The 18,609-nt window shown below is 59.2% G+C and carries 14 protein-coding genes and 1 pseudogene; 10 read left to right on the top strand and 5 right to left on the bottom strand.

Annotated elements, in window-relative coordinates; translation table 11 throughout:
* Positions 1-13 precede the first annotated feature (13 nt).
* Together prpB and ACA073_RS08805 are read right to left on the bottom strand one after the other, a co-directional pair.
* Complete coding sequence (gene prpB, locus ACA073_RS08810) at positions 14-904, bottom strand: methylisocitrate lyase (RefSeq protein WP_461951125.1); 891 nt, start codon at positions 902-904, stop codon at positions 14-16.
* Entirely contained in the window at positions 901-1,620 is a 720-nt protein-coding gene (locus ACA073_RS08805; RefSeq protein ID WP_497404027.1) for a GntR family transcriptional regulator, read from the bottom strand. The genes prpB and ACA073_RS08805 overlap by 4 nt, the downstream gene beginning before the upstream one ends.
* A gap of 1,113 nt (positions 1,621-2,733) precedes the next feature.
* Here ACA073_RS08805 and rloA point away from each other — a divergent pair.
* From rloA to pabB, 4 genes are all read left to right on the top strand, one after another.
* A complete protein-coding gene (rloA, locus tag ACA073_RS08800) occupies positions 2,734-3,270 on the top strand; it encodes a retropepsin-like aspartic peptidase RloA (protein WP_497402936.1) in 537 nt (178 codons plus the stop codon).
* Positions 3,271-3,275: 5 nt separating this feature from the next.
* A complete protein-coding gene (gene rloB, locus ACA073_RS08795) occupies positions 3,276-4,811 on the top strand; it encodes an osmotic stress tolerance membrane protein RloB (RefSeq protein ID WP_497402935.1) in 1,536 nt (511 codons plus the stop codon).
* Entirely contained in the window at positions 4,811-5,797 is a 987-nt protein-coding gene (locus tag ACA073_RS08790) for an alpha-L-glutamate ligase-like protein (protein WP_497402934.1), read from the top strand. The genes rloB and ACA073_RS08790 overlap by 1 nt, the downstream gene beginning before the upstream one ends.
* A 214-nt stretch (positions 5,798-6,011) precedes the next feature.
* Entirely contained in the window at positions 6,012-7,349 is a 1,338-nt protein-coding gene (pabB, locus tag ACA073_RS08785) for an aminodeoxychorismate synthase component I (RefSeq protein ID WP_497402933.1), read from the top strand.
* 97 nt (positions 7,350-7,446) lie between these two features.
* Here the strand turns inward: pabB and thrH are convergent, their stop codons facing one another.
* Positions 7,447-8,064 (bottom strand): bifunctional phosphoserine phosphatase/homoserine phosphotransferase ThrH, encoded by a 618-nt coding sequence (thrH, locus tag ACA073_RS08780; protein ID WP_497402932.1) that lies wholly within the window; start codon positions 8,062-8,064, stop codon positions 7,447-7,449.
* A 173-nt stretch (positions 8,065-8,237) separates the two neighbouring features.
* Between thrH and ACA073_RS08775 the strand changes: the two genes are divergently transcribed.
* The 3 genes and pseudogenes from ACA073_RS08775 to ACA073_RS08765 all read left to right on the top strand — a co-directional run bounded on the left by ACA073_RS08775 (position 8,238) and on the right by ACA073_RS08765 (position 10,352).
* Positions 8,238-8,978: a phosphoadenylyl-sulfate reductase gene (locus tag ACA073_RS08775; RefSeq protein ID WP_008042297.1), complete on the top strand. Its 741-nt coding sequence runs from the start codon at positions 8,238-8,240 to the stop codon at positions 8,976-8,978.
* Positions 8,979-9,403: 425 nt separating this feature from the next.
* Positions 9,404-9,595 (top strand): annotated as a pseudogene (locus ACA073_RS08770) (cytosine permease); the annotation flags it as partial.
* A 28-nt stretch (positions 9,596-9,623) separates the two neighbouring features.
* Positions 9,624-10,352 (top strand): aspartate/glutamate racemase family protein, encoded by a 729-nt coding sequence (locus ACA073_RS08765; RefSeq protein WP_497402931.1) that lies wholly within the window; start codon positions 9,624-9,626, stop codon positions 10,350-10,352.
* A gap of 115 nt (positions 10,353-10,467) precedes the next feature.
* On the opposite strand, the gene ACA073_RS08760 is transcribed toward ACA073_RS08765, so the two are convergent.
* The gene (locus ACA073_RS08760; protein ID WP_497402930.1) at positions 10,468-11,391 is read right to left on the bottom strand and encodes a LysR family transcriptional regulator; all 924 of its coding nucleotides are present in this window, start codon (positions 11,389-11,391) and stop codon (positions 10,468-10,470) included.
* Positions 11,392-11,516: 125 nt separating this feature from the next.
* On the opposite strand from ACA073_RS08760, the gene ACA073_RS08755 reads away from it, so the two are divergent.
* Positions 11,517-12,263 (top strand): 3-oxoacyl-ACP reductase family protein, encoded by a 747-nt coding sequence (locus ACA073_RS08755; protein WP_497402929.1) that lies wholly within the window; start codon positions 11,517-11,519, stop codon positions 12,261-12,263.
* Between the two features lie 120 nt (positions 12,264-12,383).
* Here the strand turns inward: ACA073_RS08755 and ACA073_RS08750 are convergent, their stop codons facing one another.
* Entirely contained in the window at positions 12,384-13,079 is a 696-nt protein-coding gene (locus ACA073_RS08750) for an HAD-IA family hydrolase (protein ID WP_497402928.1), read from the bottom strand.
* Between the two features lie 261 nt (positions 13,080-13,340).
* Between ACA073_RS08750 and ACA073_RS08745 the strand changes: the two genes are divergently transcribed.
* Both ACA073_RS08745 and ACA073_RS08740 read left to right on the top strand, forming a co-directional pair.
* Complete coding sequence (locus tag ACA073_RS08745; protein ID WP_497402927.1) at positions 13,341-18,209, top strand: RHS repeat-associated core domain-containing protein; 4,869 nt, start codon at positions 13,341-13,343, stop codon at positions 18,207-18,209.
* Positions 18,209-18,601 (top strand): hypothetical protein, encoded by a 393-nt coding sequence (locus ACA073_RS08740; RefSeq protein ID WP_497402926.1) that lies wholly within the window; start codon positions 18,209-18,211, stop codon positions 18,599-18,601. Before ACA073_RS08745 ends, ACA073_RS08740 begins: the two co-directional genes overlap by 1 nt.
* Positions 18,602-18,609: the final 8 nt, after the last annotated feature.

Below are 18,609 nucleotides of genomic sequence, written 5' to 3'. Positions count from 1 at the left end.
TACAGGGCTTTCATTACTTTTTGGCGGCAAACAACGCATCGAGCTTCTGCTCGAACGTGTGGTAGTCGATGCGATCGTAAAGCTCCATGCGCGTCTGCATGGTGTCGATCACGTTCTGTTGCGTGCCGTCGCGGCGGATCGCGGTGTAGACGTTTTCCGCAGCTTTGTTCATGGCGCGGAACGCGGACAATGGGTATAGCACCAGCGACACATCGGCACCGGCCAACTGCTCGGTGGTGTACAGCGGCGTCGCGCCGAATTCGGTGATGTTGGCCAGGATCGGCGCTTTCACGCGACTGGCGAACAGCTTGTACATCTCCAGTTCGGTGATGGCTTCCGGGAAGATCATGTCGGCGCCGGCCTCGATGCACGCCGCAGCGCGATCCAGTGCGGACTCCAGACCTTCAACGGCCAGCGCATCGGTGCGGGCCATGATCACGAAGCTGTCATCGGTGCGCGCATCAACCGCAGCCTTGATGCGGTCGACCATTTCCTGCTGCGAAACGATCTCTTTATTAGGACGGTGACCGCAGCGCTTGGCGCCGACCTGGTCTTCGATGTGAATCGCCGCCGCGCCGAACTTGATCATCGACTTGACGGTGCGCGCAACGTTGAACGCCGAGGAACCGAAACCGGTGTCCACGTCCACCAGCAGCGGCAGGTCGCAGACGTCGGTGATGCGGCGCACGTCGGTCAGCACGTCATCCAGGCCGGTGATGCCCAGGTCCGGCACGCCGAGGGAGCCGGCAGCCACCCCGCCACCCGACAGGTAAATCGCCTTGAAACCGGCGCGCTTGGCCAGCAGCGCATGGTTGGCGTTGATCGCGCCGACCACTTGCAGCGGATGCTCGCTGGCGACCGCATCGCGGAAACGCTGGCCTGGAGTGCTCTTGTTGAAACTCATGACTCACCTCGTTCAGTGGCTGTCTTAGTGGCGCCGTCCTGGTAATGACGGGCGATATTGCGTTTGGAGGCGCCGATGTGACGGCGCATCAACAACTCGGCCAGTTCACCGTCACGGTCGGCGATGGCGTCGAGAATCCGGTGGTGCTCGGCAAAGGCCTGGCGCGGGCGATTGGGTGTGGTGGAAAACTGGATGCGGTACATGCGCACCAGTTGATAGAGCTCGCCGCAGAGCATCTGCGTCAGCGTGCGGTTGCCGCTGCCCTGGATGATCCGGTAATGAAAGTCGAAATCGCCTTCCTGCTGGTAATAGCCGACACCGGCCTGAAACGCCGCATCGCGCTCGTGGGTTTCGAGGACGCGGCGCAGTTCGTCGATTTCTTCGACGGTCATGCGTTCCGCCGCAAGACGGCAGGCCATGCCTTCGAGGGACTCGCGGATTTCATAGAGTTCCAGCAGCTCGGCGTGGCTCAGGGAAACCACCCGCGCCCCGACGTGCGGCACACGAACCAGCAGGCGCTGGCCTTCCAGACGGTGGATCGCTTCACGCAACGGGCCACGGCTGATGCCATAGGTGCGCGCCAGTTCCGGTTCGGAGATCTTGCTGCCCGGGGCGATCTCGCCCTTGACGATGGCTGCCTGAATGCGCCGGAAGACGTTCTCGGAAAGCGTTTCCGAATCGTCCTGGGCAATGACCGGGGGATCGAGTTGATCCAGCATATTGTTGACACCTTGGAAGCTGATGCGGCAAAAACTAGCGAATACAGGGTTAATAGTCAAAGGATAAATTGGCATTGTCGACAATCGTCTAATAACTGGATTGGTTTTGCGGGGAGTGGATGCGGGTCCTGAATCGCGTATATATCCGTTTTTGCGGTAACGGCGGCTATTGGTTTCGCTTTTACAGCGAGTCACTTTGAAAAGCCCAAAGTAAGCAAAGGCTCTTGCCCCACCACTCGGCACCTCGCTTAGGCTCGGTGTGCCCTCACTCCGGCATTGCTCCGCGGGTCGCCGCGATGGGCCATCCCTGGCCCAGCGCGGCTAAACCGGCATCCTTGCCGGTTTCCCCGCTACGCAATACCTGCGTTCGGCCAGCGTGGTTAACGGGGCGCCTTAGATCAAAATCAAAATCGAGGCGGCCTGATAGCCGACCTGGCTCTCTGGTCGTACGCATACCCCCTGTAGGAGCGAGACCGGCTTGCCGGCGAAAAACGTCCAGCCAACGCGTTCATTCAGACAGCACACGTTATCGTTAACGTCCGTCGCGAGCAGGCTCGCTCCTAAAGGGGATCGCGTCAGCCCAGAGGATGTGCATGGTCAAATAAGCGTAGCGCGCCCGCTTGAGACCTCGGTCGGCCCAGAGGCCGCCGCGGTTTTGATTTTGATCTAAGGCGCCCCGTTAACCACGATGGCCGAACGCAGGCTTTGCGCAGCGGGGAAACCGGCAAGGATGCCGGTTTAGCCGCGCTGGGCCACGGATGGCCCATCGCGGCGACCCGCGGAGCAATGCCGGAGTGCGGGCACACCGAGCCCTAGCGAGGTGCCGAGTGGTGGGGCAAGAGCGTTGGGTTACTTTGCGCTTTTCAAAGTGACTCGCTGTAAAAGCGAAACCAATAGCCGCCGTTACCGCAAAAACGGATATACACCCAAACGAACAGAGCGCCGAAGCCCCCAGCGCTGGCGCCATAAAACCACCGTGCTAGAATGCCGCCCGCATTTGTTTGTGACATCTGCACTCATTGTCATAAATAGCTGATAGGCATACGAGGGAGCTTGCGCAGCGATGCCAGGGCCTTGAATCGAAACACGGACCGCTGCGCACCAGGATTTATGAGACTCAAGCCCTTCCCCACCTTCCTTTATCTGCTTTGCCTGCCCGGTGTCGCCGCGGCGGGGGAAAAGACCGTGTACGGCCTCAACGAGTACGCCTCGCTGGAAGGCATCAACCTGGAAGTCGCGGCGAAACTCGACACCGGGGCGAAAACCGCTTCCCTGAGCGCCCGCGACATCAAACGCTTCAAACGCAATGGCGAGTCCTGGGTGCGCTTCTATCTGGCGATCGACGCGGCGCACTCGCACCCGATCGAACGGCCACTGGCCCGCGTCAGCAAGATCAAGCGCCGCGCCGGCGACTACGATCCGGAAGAAGGCAAAAAGTACACCGCCCGTCCGGTGATCGAGCTGGATATCTGCATGGGTTCGGCTTTACGCAGCATCGAAGTGAACTTGACCGACCGAAGTGCCTTCCAATATCCGCTCCTGATCGGCTCCGAAGCGCTCAAGCGCTTTGATGCGCTGGTCGACCCCAGTCTTAAATACGCTGCTGGCAAACCCGCCTGCGCCACCGACGCACATACCGCAGAGTAATTCCAATGCGCTCTCTTACCCTCCATCTGAAAATGCTGATCGCCATCCTGGTGGTGCTGGGCATTTCAGTTACGGCCTATCAGATCTTCGTGCTTGGCATTCCGGTGACCGAAGATGCCACCGACGACTTGTGGAACATCGACGCCAAGGTCGAGTTCGTCCCCAATGCCAAGGACCCGGTCAAGATCCAGATGTTCGTGCCGCCGCTGAGCCGCGATTACGTCAGCCTCAACGAGAGCTTCATTTCCAATAACTACGGCGTGGCCGTGAACCGTGTCGACGGTAATCGCAAAGTCACCTGGTCGGCGCGTCGGGCCAAGGGCAACCAGACGCTTTATTACCGTCTGGTGCTGACCAAGCGCTACACCGGTGAAAAATCCAAGATCAAAGGCCCGACCTTCCGCGACAGCATCGCCGTCGAAGGCGCGGAAAAAGTCGCCGCCGAAGCCCTGCTCGCACCGATTCGCCAGCACTCGGCCGACGTTGAAACCTTCATCGGCGAAGCGATCAAGCGGGTCAACAACCTCAACGACGACAACGTGAAGCTGTTGTTGGGCGGCGACCCGTCCAGCGGGCACAAGGCCAAAATCGTCGAACTGGTACTGTCCATCGCCCACGTGCCGGTGGAAAAAGTCCACACCATCCGTCTGGTTGCCGACCAACCGCAGACACCGGAACTCTGGCTGCGCAGCTTCAACGGCACCGACTGGCTGTACTTCAACCCGGAAACCGGCGAGCAAGGCCTGCCGACCGACCGCCTGCTGTGGTGGACCGGTGACGAAAACCTGATCACCGTCGATGGCGGCAAGAAAGCCACCGTCACGTTCAGCCTGAACAACAGCGAAATGAACGCCATTCGCCTGGCCAAGCTGACCGACGAAAACACCGACGCCAACTTCCTCGAATACTCGCTGTACGGGCTGCCGCTGCAAACCCAGCAGACCTTCATGATCATGGTGATGATCCCGATCGGCGTGCTGGTGATCCTGATCCTGCGCAACCTGATCGGCTTGCAGACCCTCGGCACCTTTACCCCGGTACTGATCGCCCTCGCCTTCCGCGAAACCCAGCTCGGCTTCGGCATCGTGCTGTTCACCATCATCACCGCGCTGGGGCTGTCGCTGCGCTCGTACCTTGAACACCTGAAACTGCAAATGTTGCCAAGGCTGTCGGTGGTGCTGACCTTTGTCGTGGTGCTGATCGCGGCGATCAGTCTGCTCAGCCATAAGCTCGGCCTGGAACGCGGGTTGTCCGTGGCGCTATTCCCGATGGTGATTCTGACCATGACCATCGAACGCCTGTCGATCACCTGGGAAGAACGCGGTTCCGGGCATGCGATGAAAGTGGCGATCGGCACCTTGTTCGCCGCCACTCTGGCGCACCTGATCATGAGCGTGCCGGAACTGGTGTACTTCGTGTTCACCTTCCCGGCGATCCTGCTGATCCTGGTGGGCTTCATGCTGGCGATGGGTCGCTATCGCGGCTACCGCCTGACCGAACTGGTCCGTTTCAAGGCGTTCCTGAAAAAGGCTGACGCCTGATGTTCGGTTTCTGGAAGACCTGGAAGGCCCTGGAAGCGCGGGGCATCATGGGGATCAATCGGCGCAACGCGGACTACGTGCTCAAGTACAACAAGCGCAGCCTGTACCCGATCGTCGATGACAAGATCATCACCAAGGAGCGAGCCATCGCCGCCGGCATTCACGTGCCTGAACTGTATGGCGTGATTTCCACCGAGAAAGAGATCGACAACCTCGACGAGATCATCGGCGGGCGCAACGACTTCGTGATCAAACCGGCCCAGGGCGCGGGCGGCGACGGCATCATTGTGGTTGCCGACCGTTTCGAGGGGCGCTATCGCACGGTGTCCGGCAAGATCATCAGTCATGAGGAAATCGAGCACCATGTCTCCAGCATCCTCACCGGCCTGTACTCCCTGGGCGGTCACCGCGATCGCGCGCTGATTGAATACCGCGTGACCCCCGATCAGATTTTCAAAAGCATCAGTTACGAAGGCGTACCGGATATCCGCATCATTGTGCTGATGGGCTATCCGGTGATGGCGATGTTGCGCCTGCCGACACGCCAGTCCGGCGGCAAGGCCAACCTGCACCAGGGCGCCATCGGCGTCGGTGTCGACCTCGCCACCGGCCTGACCCTGCGCGGCACCTGGCTGAACAACATCATCACCAAACACCCGGACACCACCAACGCGGTGGACGGTGTGCAACTGCCCTACTGGGACGGTTTCATGAAACTCGCCGCCGGCTGCTATGAGCTGTGCGGGCTGGGTTACATCGGTGTCGACATGGTGCTGGACCAGGAGAAAGGGCCGTTGATTCTTGAGCTGAACGCCCGGCCGGGGTTGAACATTCAGATTGCCAATGATTGCGGGCTGACGTTGCGCACCCATGCGGTCGAGGCGCGCCTGGAAGAGCTGAAGGCTCGCGGGATTACCGAGACAGTGCAGGAGCGGGTCGAGTTTGCTCAGGAGATGTTCGGGCATATTCCTGCGGTTGAGGGCTGATCCAAGAAAGAGTCGCGCCCTTCGCGAGCAAGCCCGCTCCCACATTGGAACGCGGTCACCTGTGGGAGCGGGCTTGCTCGCGAAGACGGACTCCAAGTCACTACAGCATCTAACCTTGCCCCCAATCTGCCCAACACCGACATCCCCTCTAGGAGCAAATCCTGCAGAGGACTACAATCGCCACCCCCGCCTCGATGGCTGATCTGCCCCGCCCATGTTGACCTGTTCCGTACACCCGCTGCCCTATCGCGCCAATCCCGCCGAGTACTTCGCGGCGATTCGTCATGCCCCCGGTGCCATACTGCTCGACAGCGGCCGGCCAACAGCCGATCGCGGTCGCTATGACCTGCTCAGTGCGTGGCCGCTGGAACAACTGGCGGTGTTGCCTGACGAAAGCGGCAGCGATTTCCTGCAACGCCTTCGCGACAATCTGACACGACTCGGTGAAGCCGATGCTCCGCTTGACCTGCCCTTCGCTGGCGGCCTCATCGGTTACCTGAGCTACGACTTCGGTCGGCATCTGGAGCAGATGCCGAGCCAGGCACAAGACGATTTGCAATTGCCAGATGCGCGTTTCGGACTGTACGACTGGGCGCTGATCACCGATCACCAACTGATTACAAGTCAGTTGGTCTTCCACCCGTCTCTGATCGACAGCGAACGTCAGCGTCTTATCGCACTGTTCAGTGAACGTTCGGTTGAAGCGGTAGAACCTTTCAAGTTGAAAGCCCCGATGAGCGCCGACCTGAGCGCTGATGAATATCGCCGGGCACTAGAGCGCATTCAGCAATACATCCAGGCAGGCGACTGCTACCAGGTCAACTTCGCCCAGCGTTTTCGCGCCAAGTGCGAAGGCGATCCGTGGGCCGCTTACTGCGCATTACGGGCGGCGTGTCCGACGCCCTTCTCCGGTTTCCAGAGCCTGCCCGACGGTGGCGCAGTGCTGAGTCTGTCGCCTGAACGTTTCGTCAAAGTCAGCGAACGCCACGTTGAAACCCGCCCGATCAAAGGCACCCGCCCTCGCGGCCTGACCGCCGCCGAAGATGCGGCAAACGCCGCCGAACTGCTGGCCAGCCCCAAGGACCGCGCGGAAAACCTGATGATCGTCGATCTGCTGCGCAACGACCTCGGCCGTACATGCCGCATCGGTTCGGTGCGGGTGCCGGAGTTGTTCAGCCTGGAAAGTTATCCGAACGTGCATCACCTGGTGAGCAGCGTGACCGGCGAACTGGCGGATGACCGGGATGCCCTGGACCTGATTGCCGGCAGCTTCCCGGGTGGCTCGATTACCGGCGCACCGAAGATTCGCGCGATGCAGATCATCGATGAGTTGGAGCCGACCCGGCGCGGTTTGTACTGCGGTTCGTTGCTGTATCTGGATGTGCGCGGGGAGATGGACAGTTCAATCGCCATTCGCAGCTTGCTGGTGAAAGATGGGCAGGTGTGTTGCTGGGGCGGCGGCGGGATCGTCGCGGACTCGGAGTGGCAGGCCGAGTATCAGGAGTCGATTACCAAGGTGAAGGTGCTGCTCGACACCTTGCAAAACCTTTAAAAGCTTCGCGAGCAAGCCCGCTCCCACACTGGATCCTCGGCATGGCACAGATCCAAAGTGGGAGCGGGCTTGCTCGCGAAGGCGGCCGACCAGACGACTATAAACTCAAGGCCCGGTTTGAAGCCTTGATGAACTCCTGCTTCAACTCCTCAAAACTGTGCACCGCCGGGAACTGCGGAAACTCGCGAATCACATTATCCGGCGCATGAAACAGAATCCCCGCATCCGCCTCGCCCAACATCGTGGTGTCGTTGTACGAATCCCCCGCCGCAATCACCCGGTAATAAAGGCTCTTGAACGCCAGAACCGACTGACGCTTCGGATCTTTCTGACGCAACTGATAGCTGGTCACCCGCCCGGCATCGTCGGTAATCAGACGGTGGCAGAGCAAGGTCGGGAAGCCCAGTTGGCGCATCAGCGGCTGGGAAAACTCATAGAACGTGTCTGACAGAATCACCACCTGAAAGCGCTCGCGCAGCCAGTTGACGAACTCGATAGCACCGTCCAGTGGCTTGAGCGTGGCGATCACTTCCTGGATGTCGGTGAGTTTCAAGCCGTGCTCGTCGAGAATCCGCAGGCGCTGCTTCATCAGCACGTCATAGTCAGGGATGTCCCGGGTGGTGGCCCTGAGGGATTCAATCCCGGTTTTTTCAGCGAAGGCGATCCAGATTTCCGGGACCAGCACACCTTCAAGATCCAGACACGCAATTTCCACAAGACACTCCCATTTGTATTGATTATTGAGTCGAGCGAGCAAAAGGACTGCCGAACTCTAGCGACTCGGGCGGACCTGCGCAACGCAGAGGGCGCGCCAGTTACTGCAGGATTTTGTTACCATCAAGCCCATATAGAGCGCCCAGCGCCACCGACCTGTAGGAAGCCGCCCTGATGAGCCCATCGTTCGATGTCGTGGAACTCGCCACGACCTATGCCAACAAATCCGCCCAAGACATCCTGAAACTCGCGTTTGCCGAGTTCGGCGATGATCTGTGGATCTCTTTCAGCGGCGCCGAAGACGTGGTGCTGGTGGACATGGCCTGGAAGCTGAACAAGAACGTCAAAGTGTTCAGCCTCGACACTGGTCGCTTGCACCCCGAGACCTACCGCTTCATCGATCAGGTGCGCGAGCACTACAAGATCGACATCGAACTGGTGTCGCCGGACTACACGAAACTTGAACCGTTCGTGAAGGAAAAGGGCCTGTTCAGCTTCTACAAGGACGGCCATGGCGAGTGCTGCGGCATCCGCAAGATCGAACCGTTGCGCCGCAAGCTGTCGGGCGTGACCGCCTGGGCCACCGGCCAGCGCCGGGACCAGAGCCCCGGCACTCGCAGCGCCGTCGCGGTGCTGGAAATCGACACTGCTTTCTCCACTCCGGAACGCACCCTGTACAAATTCAACCCGCTGGCGCAAATGACCAGCGAAGAGATCTGGGGTTACATCCGCATGCTTGAACTGCCGTACAACAGCCTGCACGAACGCGGTTTCATCAGCATCGGCTGCGAACCGTGCACCCGCCCGGTGCTGCCGAACCAGCATGAACGTGAAGGCCGTTGGTGGTGGGAAGAGGCGACGCAGAAAGAATGCGGGTTGCATGCGGGGAATATCATCAGTAAATCCAAGGCATAACTCCAAGCCTTGTGAAATCCCCCCTGTGGGAACGGGCTTGCTCGCGAAAGCGGTGTATCAGTAGACACATGAATTGACTAATACACCGCTTTCGCGAGCAAGCCCGCTCCCACATTTGATCTGCGCTGGACTTTAAAAATGTGTACATACGACTGCCACCATAGGTGCCATTTATGTGTGCACTTTTTGTTTTTGCGCCCCAAAGGGCTACATCCGCCCTTCCTGACTGCCTCAGTCGACCTTTCCCACACGTCCCGATAAAAAATATTTACCTGTTCAATCGGTCTATTTATATCGCCTTTATTTCAGCCACTTACCCTTCAAAGATAACAAAACGAAACTACTGGCGAATTTCATAGATCGCTGATTGGCATGGTTCTGGCTTAAGCGCATACATGTTTTGTATACAATTACTACAAAACAAGTATTTCCTGTCCGGCCTCGGCGCCCTGCTCGGCCCGTTGTATGGCGTGATCATGGTCGACTACTGGCTTGTACGAAAAGGTCAGGTCAACGTGTCGCAGTTGTACAGCGAGGATCCCGACGGCACTTGTTACTACAGCCGTGGCGCCAATTTACGTGCGGTGGCGACGTTCATTCCTGCAGTGCTGATCGCCGCAGAACACCGAGCTATAAGGACTTTCCATGCGAATTCTCGTGGTCAACGTCAACACCACCGAATCCATCACCCAGGCCATTGCACGTTCGGCTCAAGCCGTCGCCGCGCCCGGCACGGAAATTATCGGCCTGACGCCACGTTTCGGCGCCGACTCCATCGAGGGCAATTTTGAAAGCTACCTGGCCGCTATCGCCGTGATGGACCGGGTGATGTCCTACGACCAACCCTTCGATGCGGTGATCCAGGCGGGTTACGGCGAGCACGGCCGCGAAGGCTTGCAGGAATTGCTCAACGTTCCGGTGGTGGACATCACCGACGCGGCGGCGAGCACGGCGATGTTCCTCGGTCATGCCTATTCGGTGGTCACCACCCTGGACCGTACGGTGCCGCTGATCGAAGACCGCCTGAAACTGTCCGGGCTCTGGGACCGCTGTGCGTCGGTGCGGGCCAGCGGCCTGGCGGTGCTGGAGCTGGAATCCGATCCGCAACGGGCGCTGGAAGCGATAATCCATCAGGCTGAACGGGCGGTGCTTGAAGACAAGGCCGAGGTGATCTGCCTCGGTTGCGGCGGGATGGCCGGGCTGGATGAACAGATTCGCCGACGCACCGGCGTTCCGGTGGTGGATGGTGTGACGGCGGCGGTAGCCATTGCCGAGTCGCTGGTGCGGTTGGGCTTGTCGACGTCGAAGGTGCGGACGTATGCGACGCCACGGCCGAAGAAGATTATTGGCTGGCCGGGGCCGTTTGGCAGGTAGACCGCGTTATCGTTCTTCGCGAGCAAGCCCGCTCCCACAGGGGATTTGTGAACGACACAGATCCAATGTGGGAGCGGGCTTGCTCGCGAAGGGGGCGACTCGGTCTCCAGCCGACTCAAACCGCACTAAACCGCGATCCCAACCCCTGCTCCGCAAACTGCTCAATAATGAAATCCACAAACGCCCGGGTCTTCCCCGGTAACAATTTGTGCTCCGCGTAATAGATGGAAATGTTGCCATCGTCGACATACCAGTCCGGCAACACCCGCTGCAGCGTCCCCGCCTCCAGATACCCCACTGCGAACGGCATGCTCACCAGCGCAATCCCCAAACCCTGTGTCGCGGTCGCACAGGCCGCTTCCGAATCGCTCATGGTCATCCGCGCCTTGAGCGTCAAAGGACTGTGTTGCTGAGTGCGACTGGTCAACTGCCAGGAACGCACGCGCCCCGTCTGTGGCGACCGAATGAGGATGCCATCGTGATGCTTGAGATCATCGGGCTCGACGATCGCTTCACGCCCTGCGAGATACTCGGCCGAAGCCACCAACACCCGATGGGCCGGCGTCAGCTTGCGCGCCACAACGCCTTGCGGCAGCTCGAATCCCCCACCTATCGCGGCATCGAATCCCTGAGCGATCAGATCGACCTGTCGGTTATCGAAATGCCAATCCGGGTTGATCGCCGGAAACCGCCGCAGAAACTCGCCCAGCAACGGCACGACATATAACCGCCCAAACACCGTGCCCATGCTGACTTTCAGCGTACCGGCCGGGCGTCCTTCGGCGCTGGCGAGGTTAGCCACCGCATTCTGGATTGTCATCAGACTGGAACTGACTTCGCCGAGAAACAGATGACCGGCTTCGGTCAACGTCAGGCTGCGGGTGCTGCGCTGGAACAGCCGCACGCCGAGGCGCGCTTCAAGTTTTGCAACACTCTTGCCCACCGCTGCCGGCGTCAGGCTCAGTCGTCGCGCCGCTTCGGCAAAGCTGCCAACTTCCGCGCTGCGCACGAAGCATTCGATACTGCTGAAGGTTTCCATAGGCGCCACTATAAACTTCTGGTTTACACAGACTATCGCAAGTACCGGCTACTCAGCGTGTAATCCGGAATCGATACTAGGCTCCATCAACCGGGACATATCGCCTCGGGACTTTGGAGATCGACATGACTACTCAGAACCTCAGCGGCAAAGTGGCTTTGATTCAAGGCGGGTCGCGCGGCATCGGCGCAGCCATCGTCAAACGCCTGGCCGCTGAAGGCGCGACCGTTGCCTTCACTTACGTCAGCTCCACGGCCAAGGCCGAAGAGTTGCAAAACAGCATCACCGGTAGCGGCGGCAAGGCGCTGGCGATCAAGGCTGACAGTGCCGACGCCGAGGCCATTCGCAACGCTGTGAGCGCCACCGTCAAAGCCTTCGGTCGCCTGGACATCCTGGTCAACAACGCCGGCGTGCTGGCCGTTGCCCCGCTGGAAGATTTCAAACTTGAAGACTTCGACCAGACGCTGGCGATCAACGTACGCAGCGTGTTCATCGCCACCCAGGCCGCCGCGAAACACATGACCGAAGGCGGTCGCATCATCAACATCGGCAGCACCAACGCTGACCGCATGCCCTTCGCCGGTGGTGGCCCGTACGCCATGAGCAAAGCGGCCCTGGTTGGCCTGACCAAAGGCCTGGCCCGTGACCTCGGCCCGCGCGGCATCACTATCAACAACGTGCAACCCGGCCCGGTCGATACCGACATGAACCCGGCCAGCGGCGACTTCGCCGAGAGCCTGATCCCGCTGATGGCGGTGGGCCGTTACGGTAAAGCGGAAGAGATCGCCAGTTTCGTCGCCTACCTTGTAGGGCCGGAAGCCGGCTATATCACCGGGGCTAGCCTGACAATCGACGGTGGTTTCGGCGCCTGATGAGTTAGACGCAGTCCAAATGTGGGAGCGGGCTTGCTCGCGAAGGCGGTGCATCAGTCGACATCTCTGTAGCCTGACACACCGCTTTCGCGAGCAAGCCCGCTCCCACATTTGCCGTCGTTAAGCCCATTTGAGCGCTGGCAAACCACATGCACTCGGAGTGAACGCTTTCAGCGTACGAAGAATGCCATCGGCGTGTGCATATTTTTCATCAGCCATCGCCGCATCCGGGATCGCAATCGCCGTCATTCCCGCCGCTTTCGCCGCCGTGACACCGAACGGCGAATCTTCGAACACCAGGCAATCCTCAGGCGCCACACCCAGACGTCGCGCTGCCGTGAGGAAGATATCCGGCGCCGGTTTGGCCGCGCCGACCTCCGGGTCATCCGCTGTCACCACAAAGTCGAACAGCGCAAACCAGTCCCGGTGCAACGTGGTTTTCTGGCCGAACGACTGACGCGAAGAACTGGTGCCGACCGCGATCGGAATGTTGTTGGCCTTCAAGTGCCGAACCAGCTCCTCTGCACCGGGCATCGCCCGCGCTGTAGGAAAACGCTCGCGCATCAGTGGCTCGCGGATCACCAGAAATTCCTCGGCAGTGATCGGCAGTTCCAGCGCCTCGACCACATAACGCGCCAGATCGCCGGCGCCACGGCCGATGATGTTCTGTTTGACGCTCCAGTCGAAAGTCCGGCCATAGCGCCCGGCAATGATGGACGTGACCTCGGTGTAAATGCCCTCGGTGTCCAGCAGCAAGCCGTCCATATCGAAAATCACGGCTTTGATCGGGCCGAAGGCTTTCAGCGGTGCATTCATCGCATCTGATCCGTTTTTAATGACATCCCGACCGACTCAGCTACGGCTGAATCGCGGATTTGATTAAAGGGTTCAGCAGCATAACGAGCGCGGCCGACATAGAGCAACGGGCAATCTCCCGACGGTGCGAAACCCAAACCGAAGCGCTGGCCCATGATTTAGCGATTCGCCCTACACCAAACGCCTCCTTTCCCGACTTCTTTCCCCGTTGATCCCCCGCAAAGTCTCGCGATCCATATCGATCCGCGCGAGAGACTGCGAATGTTCAACCCCGACAAGGTCCCGGCCTTTAACAACGCCATCGGTCTGCTCGTGGTCGCCGCCATGAACCCCGGGCGACCGGACGTCGAAGCGCTGCTCGGGGATTTTCGTCTCTGCCTCAACGACTACGAAGCCTGGGCGGAAAACTTCTGGACCGGATGGGCGCTGGACGTCGAGCAGGTGTTCAAGGTCGGCAACGACGTTCGTTTAAGCGCACCGAAAGACTCTACCGAGCCCGTCAGTTCGACACTCGCCACGTGCCCGGCCAGCGGCCCCTTGACCCTTGTGCACATGTTCGAAGCCGCGCGCTTCGTGCCGATCGGCGATACGCCGGTGATGCTCGAACCCCTGCTCGCCGAAGACAACGGCGTCGCTACATTTGGCGAGCCGATTCACAAAGTCATCGGCCCCAGCGGCATCCTCGAAATCCCCGAATGCTGGCGTGGCCAGCGTTACCGCATCACGTTCTTTCCCAACGTTTCCACGGATCATGTCAAAGCGCTTTACGCCTCTTATCAAAGCGTGATCGACGATCTTGAAGGCTGGTTGCGCAAAGAGTGGACGAGCGAATTTGAGCCGTTGTGGGCGGATTTTTCCAAGGCCGGTTTCACCGAGCGCTACGGCTTGCTGCAACGGGCTGATTGGCGTGGCTTCGAGAAGTCGCTGCACGGTTTGTGGGATAACGTGAAACAGGTCTACGCGCTGATGGCGGACCTGCAAGCCAACAGCGAAAAACTGCTTGAGTACCTGACCGAGGTTGAACTCGCGACGCTGCTGAATGCTTCGACCGAGGCCATCGCCAAGATGTTGTTGATGTTGAGCGATGAGCCGCTGATGTTTATCCACCTCGCCGCCTTCACCACTTGGTTGCGGATGTTGCCACCGCAGTTCATCGCCGAGGTGGTGGCGGAAATTCGCACAGAAATACTGATCGGTTTCCTCCTGGCGCGCTTCACTGGTCCTGCAGGATTGCAGGTCGGCATCAGCGCCAAAGTGCTGGCCAAGGTCAAGTCCGAACGAGCCCGCCAGTGGCTGGCAGCGGCAGGTTTGCGCTTGGCCAGCCTTACCGCCCGTGCTGATTTGGGCAATCACGCGGGCGCGCTTAAACCTTTGATGGTCAACGCCCGGAGTGCGCCGCTCAAACCCGCGCCGGCGGTTCCGTTACTCATCACCGCCGGTGAATCACCCGCATTGCAGGTGAACAATCCCCTCGCCATCGCTCGCGCCAAATCCGAAGCCACGACCCGCCTGAGCCGCCTGGAACATCGCGATGATGTCCCTGCCCCGGCGAAAAACCCGAACGGTGACAGTGTCGATTCAGTGGACAACACCGTGACCAATGGCTGCCCGGTGTCGATGGTCACCGGCGAAGAACTGCTGACCCTGATCGATGGCTCGCTTGATGGTCTGTTGCCGTTCGAGTTCACCCGCGTGTATCGCACCAGTGCCGTCGAAATCGACTGCGGACTCGGATTTGGCTGGAGTCATTCCCTGGCGCACCGGCTGGAAATCGATGGCAAAAACGTCAGCTGGATCGACCACGAAAACCGTCGCATCACTTTCCCGCTGCCGAACAGCGAACGACCGGCCATCCACAACAGCCTTTCGCGGGCGGCGATTTATCTGGGGGACGAGCCAGAAGAACTGATCCTCGCACTGGCCGGCGAAGCAACGCGTTTTTACCACTTTCGGACAGGACGACTGACGGCCATCAGCGATGCTTATGGCAATCGGCTGACGGTGCAGCGCGACAGGTCCGACAGAATCATGCGCCTCGACAACGGCGCCGGGCGTTCGCTGCGATTGCGCTATGACCGCCGACACCTCGCCGCGGTCGAGTATCAGAGCTTTCATCCCGCCGACACGCTGGAAGACGCCTGGCGTACCGAGCAGACACTGGTTGCCTACCGCTACGACGCCTGCCATCGCTTGATCGAAGCGACCAACGCAGCCGGTGAACGTGAGCGCTACGACTACGACGAACAGCAGGTCATTTTGCAGCGGCAACTGGCCGGTGGCGCAAGTTTCTTCTGGGAGTGGGAAAGGTCCGGCAAGTCTGTGCGATGCGTCCGACATTGGGCGTCGTTTTCGCAAATGGACACGCGGTATGTCTGGGATGACAACGGTGGTGTGCGGGTAAAAAACGTCGACGGCAACGAAGCGTTTTACCAGCACGATCATCAGGCGCGGCTCGTGCAGCGGGTTGAACCGGACGGAGCGGAACACTTCAACGCCTATGACGATCAGGGCCGGCTGATTGCCGAAAAGAATCCGCTGGGGGCGATTACCCAATACCGCTATGACGAAATCGGGCGACTGATAGCCCTGATTCCACCTGAAGGCGAGCCGACATCCTACGAATACCGCAATGGTTTCCTGCATGCGCAGTATCGCGGCAAAGCGGTTTGGAAGTACCAGCGCAACGCTCAGGGTGACGTCACCGAAGCGACCGATCCTGACGGTCACTTGACCCACTATCACTACGACGAAAAAGGCCGGCTGCTGTCGGCACGTTATCCGGACAACAGCCGGCATCTTTTCGTCCGTAATGCTTTGGGACAGTTGATCGAAGAGACTTTGCCGAACGGTAGTCAGCGTCGTTTTTCCTACGACCTGTTTGGCCGGCGGACTACTCGTCAGGACGAACACGGTGCCGTCACGCGGTACGAATGGGACGCCGTTGGACGACTGATCCAGACGACTTCTCCCACAGGCGCCAGTCGCGCCTTCAGCTACAACGCCTACGGCAAGGTCACCGCCGAACGCGATGAACTGGGCCGCGTCACTCGCTACGAATACCTCGACGACCTGCACCTGATCAGTCGGCGGATCAATCCCGACGGCACCCAACTGCGCTATCACTACGACAACGCGCGGCTGTTGCTGACCGAAATCGAAAACGAATCCGGCGAAAAGTATCAACTGGACTACACACCCAATGGACTGATCCGACAAGAAACCGGATTCGATGGCCGCCGCACCGCGTATGCCTACGACCTTAACGGTCATCTGCTGGAGAAAACCGAGTTCGGTGATGACGGCACGCAACTGGCTACCGCTTATCAACGGGATGCGACTGGACGGTTGCTGGTCAAGACGCTGCCGGATGGCGTCAACGTCGCGTACCGCTATGACAGTCTTGGACGGTTGGTCAGCGTCGATGACAGTCACGATCACCCACTGGAATTCAAGTACGACCAGCAGGATCGGCTAGTCACCGAACACCAAGGGTGGGGCACGTTGCGCTATGGCTACGATGCCCTTGGACAACTCAATCATCTGCGTCTGCCGGACAACAGCAAGCTCGATTACCACCATGCCAAGGGCGGTGCACTGACGGCCATTGACCTCAATGGTTCCCGCCTGACGTCGCATACCTTCGTGGCCGATCGCGAGCAAACCCGCCGACAGGGGTTGTTGCTCAGCAATTATCAGTACGACGACCAGGGGCGTCTGAAAGCTCACGCCGTGAGCCAACAGCAGCAATCGCTGTATCGCCGCGATTATGCCTACAACGCTAATGGCAATCTCGACAGCATCGCCGACACCCGCCACGGCCAGCGCAGCTACCACTACGACGCGCTCGACCGCCTGATTCGTGTCCGTCACTCCCGCGATCAGCAACCGGAAAGTTTCGCCCACGACCCGGCCGGAAATCTGCTGATGCAGGATCGCCATGGCGTAGCGAAGGTTCTTGGGAATCGCCTGCTGATGCAAGGCGACCGTCATTACGATTACGACGGCTTCGGCAACCTCATCCGCGAACGCCGTGGCACTGCGCAAAAACTTGTCACCGAATACCGCTACGACTGCCAGCATCGGCTGGTCGGCGTCACCCAGCCCAACGGCAGTCAGGCAGCCTACCGCTACGATGCCTTCGGCCGTCGTATCAGCAAAACCGTCGATGGCAAAACCACCGAGTTCTTCTGGCAGGGCGACAACCTTGTCGCCGAAAGCAGCCGCGAGCACTACCGCAGCTATGTCTACGAACCGGGCAGCTTCCGCCCGCTGGCGATGCTCGACGGCAAAGGTCCGCGCAAGGCCTGCCCGTTCTACTACCAACTCGACCATCTTGGTACACCGCAGGAACTCACCGACTACAGCGGTGACATCGTCTGGGCCGCCCGATACACCGCCTACGGCCGCCTCACTCGCCTCAACCGAGACACCCACCAGATCCTCGACCAGCCGTTGCGATTTCAGGGGCAGTACTTCGACCCGGAAACCGGGCTGCACTACAACCGGCATCGGTATTACCAGCCGGAGGTTGGACGGTATCTGACGCCGGATCCGAGCGGGTTGGCGGGAGGGTTGAACCAGTATCAGTACACGCGAAGTCCGACGGGGTGGGTTGATCCGTTGGGGTTGAGTGAGTGTCCTGGGACGGGGAAATGCGGGGCGGCGGTGGGGGCTGAGGATCCGGCGGGGAAGGTGAAGGCTGATGGAGGGGAGCCAGCCACTCCATCCCCAAAAACAAACAATCGTTACTTGTACCGAGGAGACTCGAGGGAATCCTGGGAAATTTTTGAGACTGGATTTGAGCCTCTGGGAGACAGCATGGACCTTTATTTACACGCACACGACAACCGAAGTCCTCCCAGTTTTTTTGTCAGCACCACCACCTCTGAAAAAGAGGCTATAAAATTTGCAACCGGTTACGGATTTGAAGACGGGTTTGTGTACGTAATAAAAAATATTCGCGGGATTGATGTGAATAAAAAACTGGGTGTGCTTTCCCCTCATAAAGGAGAGGCTGAAATTGCCATGCCCGGAGGAATAGATAGCAAAGACATTCTCGGTGTAACCCCCGTGCGTGCCGATGGCAGCTACGAAGGCTACTCAACCCCTAATCCGAACAGAAAGCCATGATGAAAATAATAGAAGTACGTACAAACATCCGAGGGGTTATTCAGAAGGCAGTGATCGAATGCGACCGGAAACTGCTGTCGTTAACTTTGGTGATGGAAGACGGCATAAGAAAAACATATACGGCCGGTGATCTTTACGTTTGCTTTGGCCTGTTGCGAGCTGATTTTCCGGAAACTAAATTTTTATGCAAAGGCGCCAAACTCAATGTGTATCCCTCGCGCATGTCATCGCAAATGTCCTCAGGGTTAGCGGCGTATGAACTGCAGTTGGGTAGACCGGCCGAACCGGATGATGTGGTTAACATCTTTGATTACGAAGAGACCGACATTACAAGTGACATTCAGCAGCAGCATGATTTTTACCAGCGCTGGGTCGCGTCTTTCGGAGGCTGAACTCTGCG

This window comes from Pseudomonas sp. LBUM1670 (genome assembly GCF_059695695.1).
Note: the sequence above shows the minus strand (reverse complement) of the source record. Positions and strands in the feature narration are given on the sequence as shown.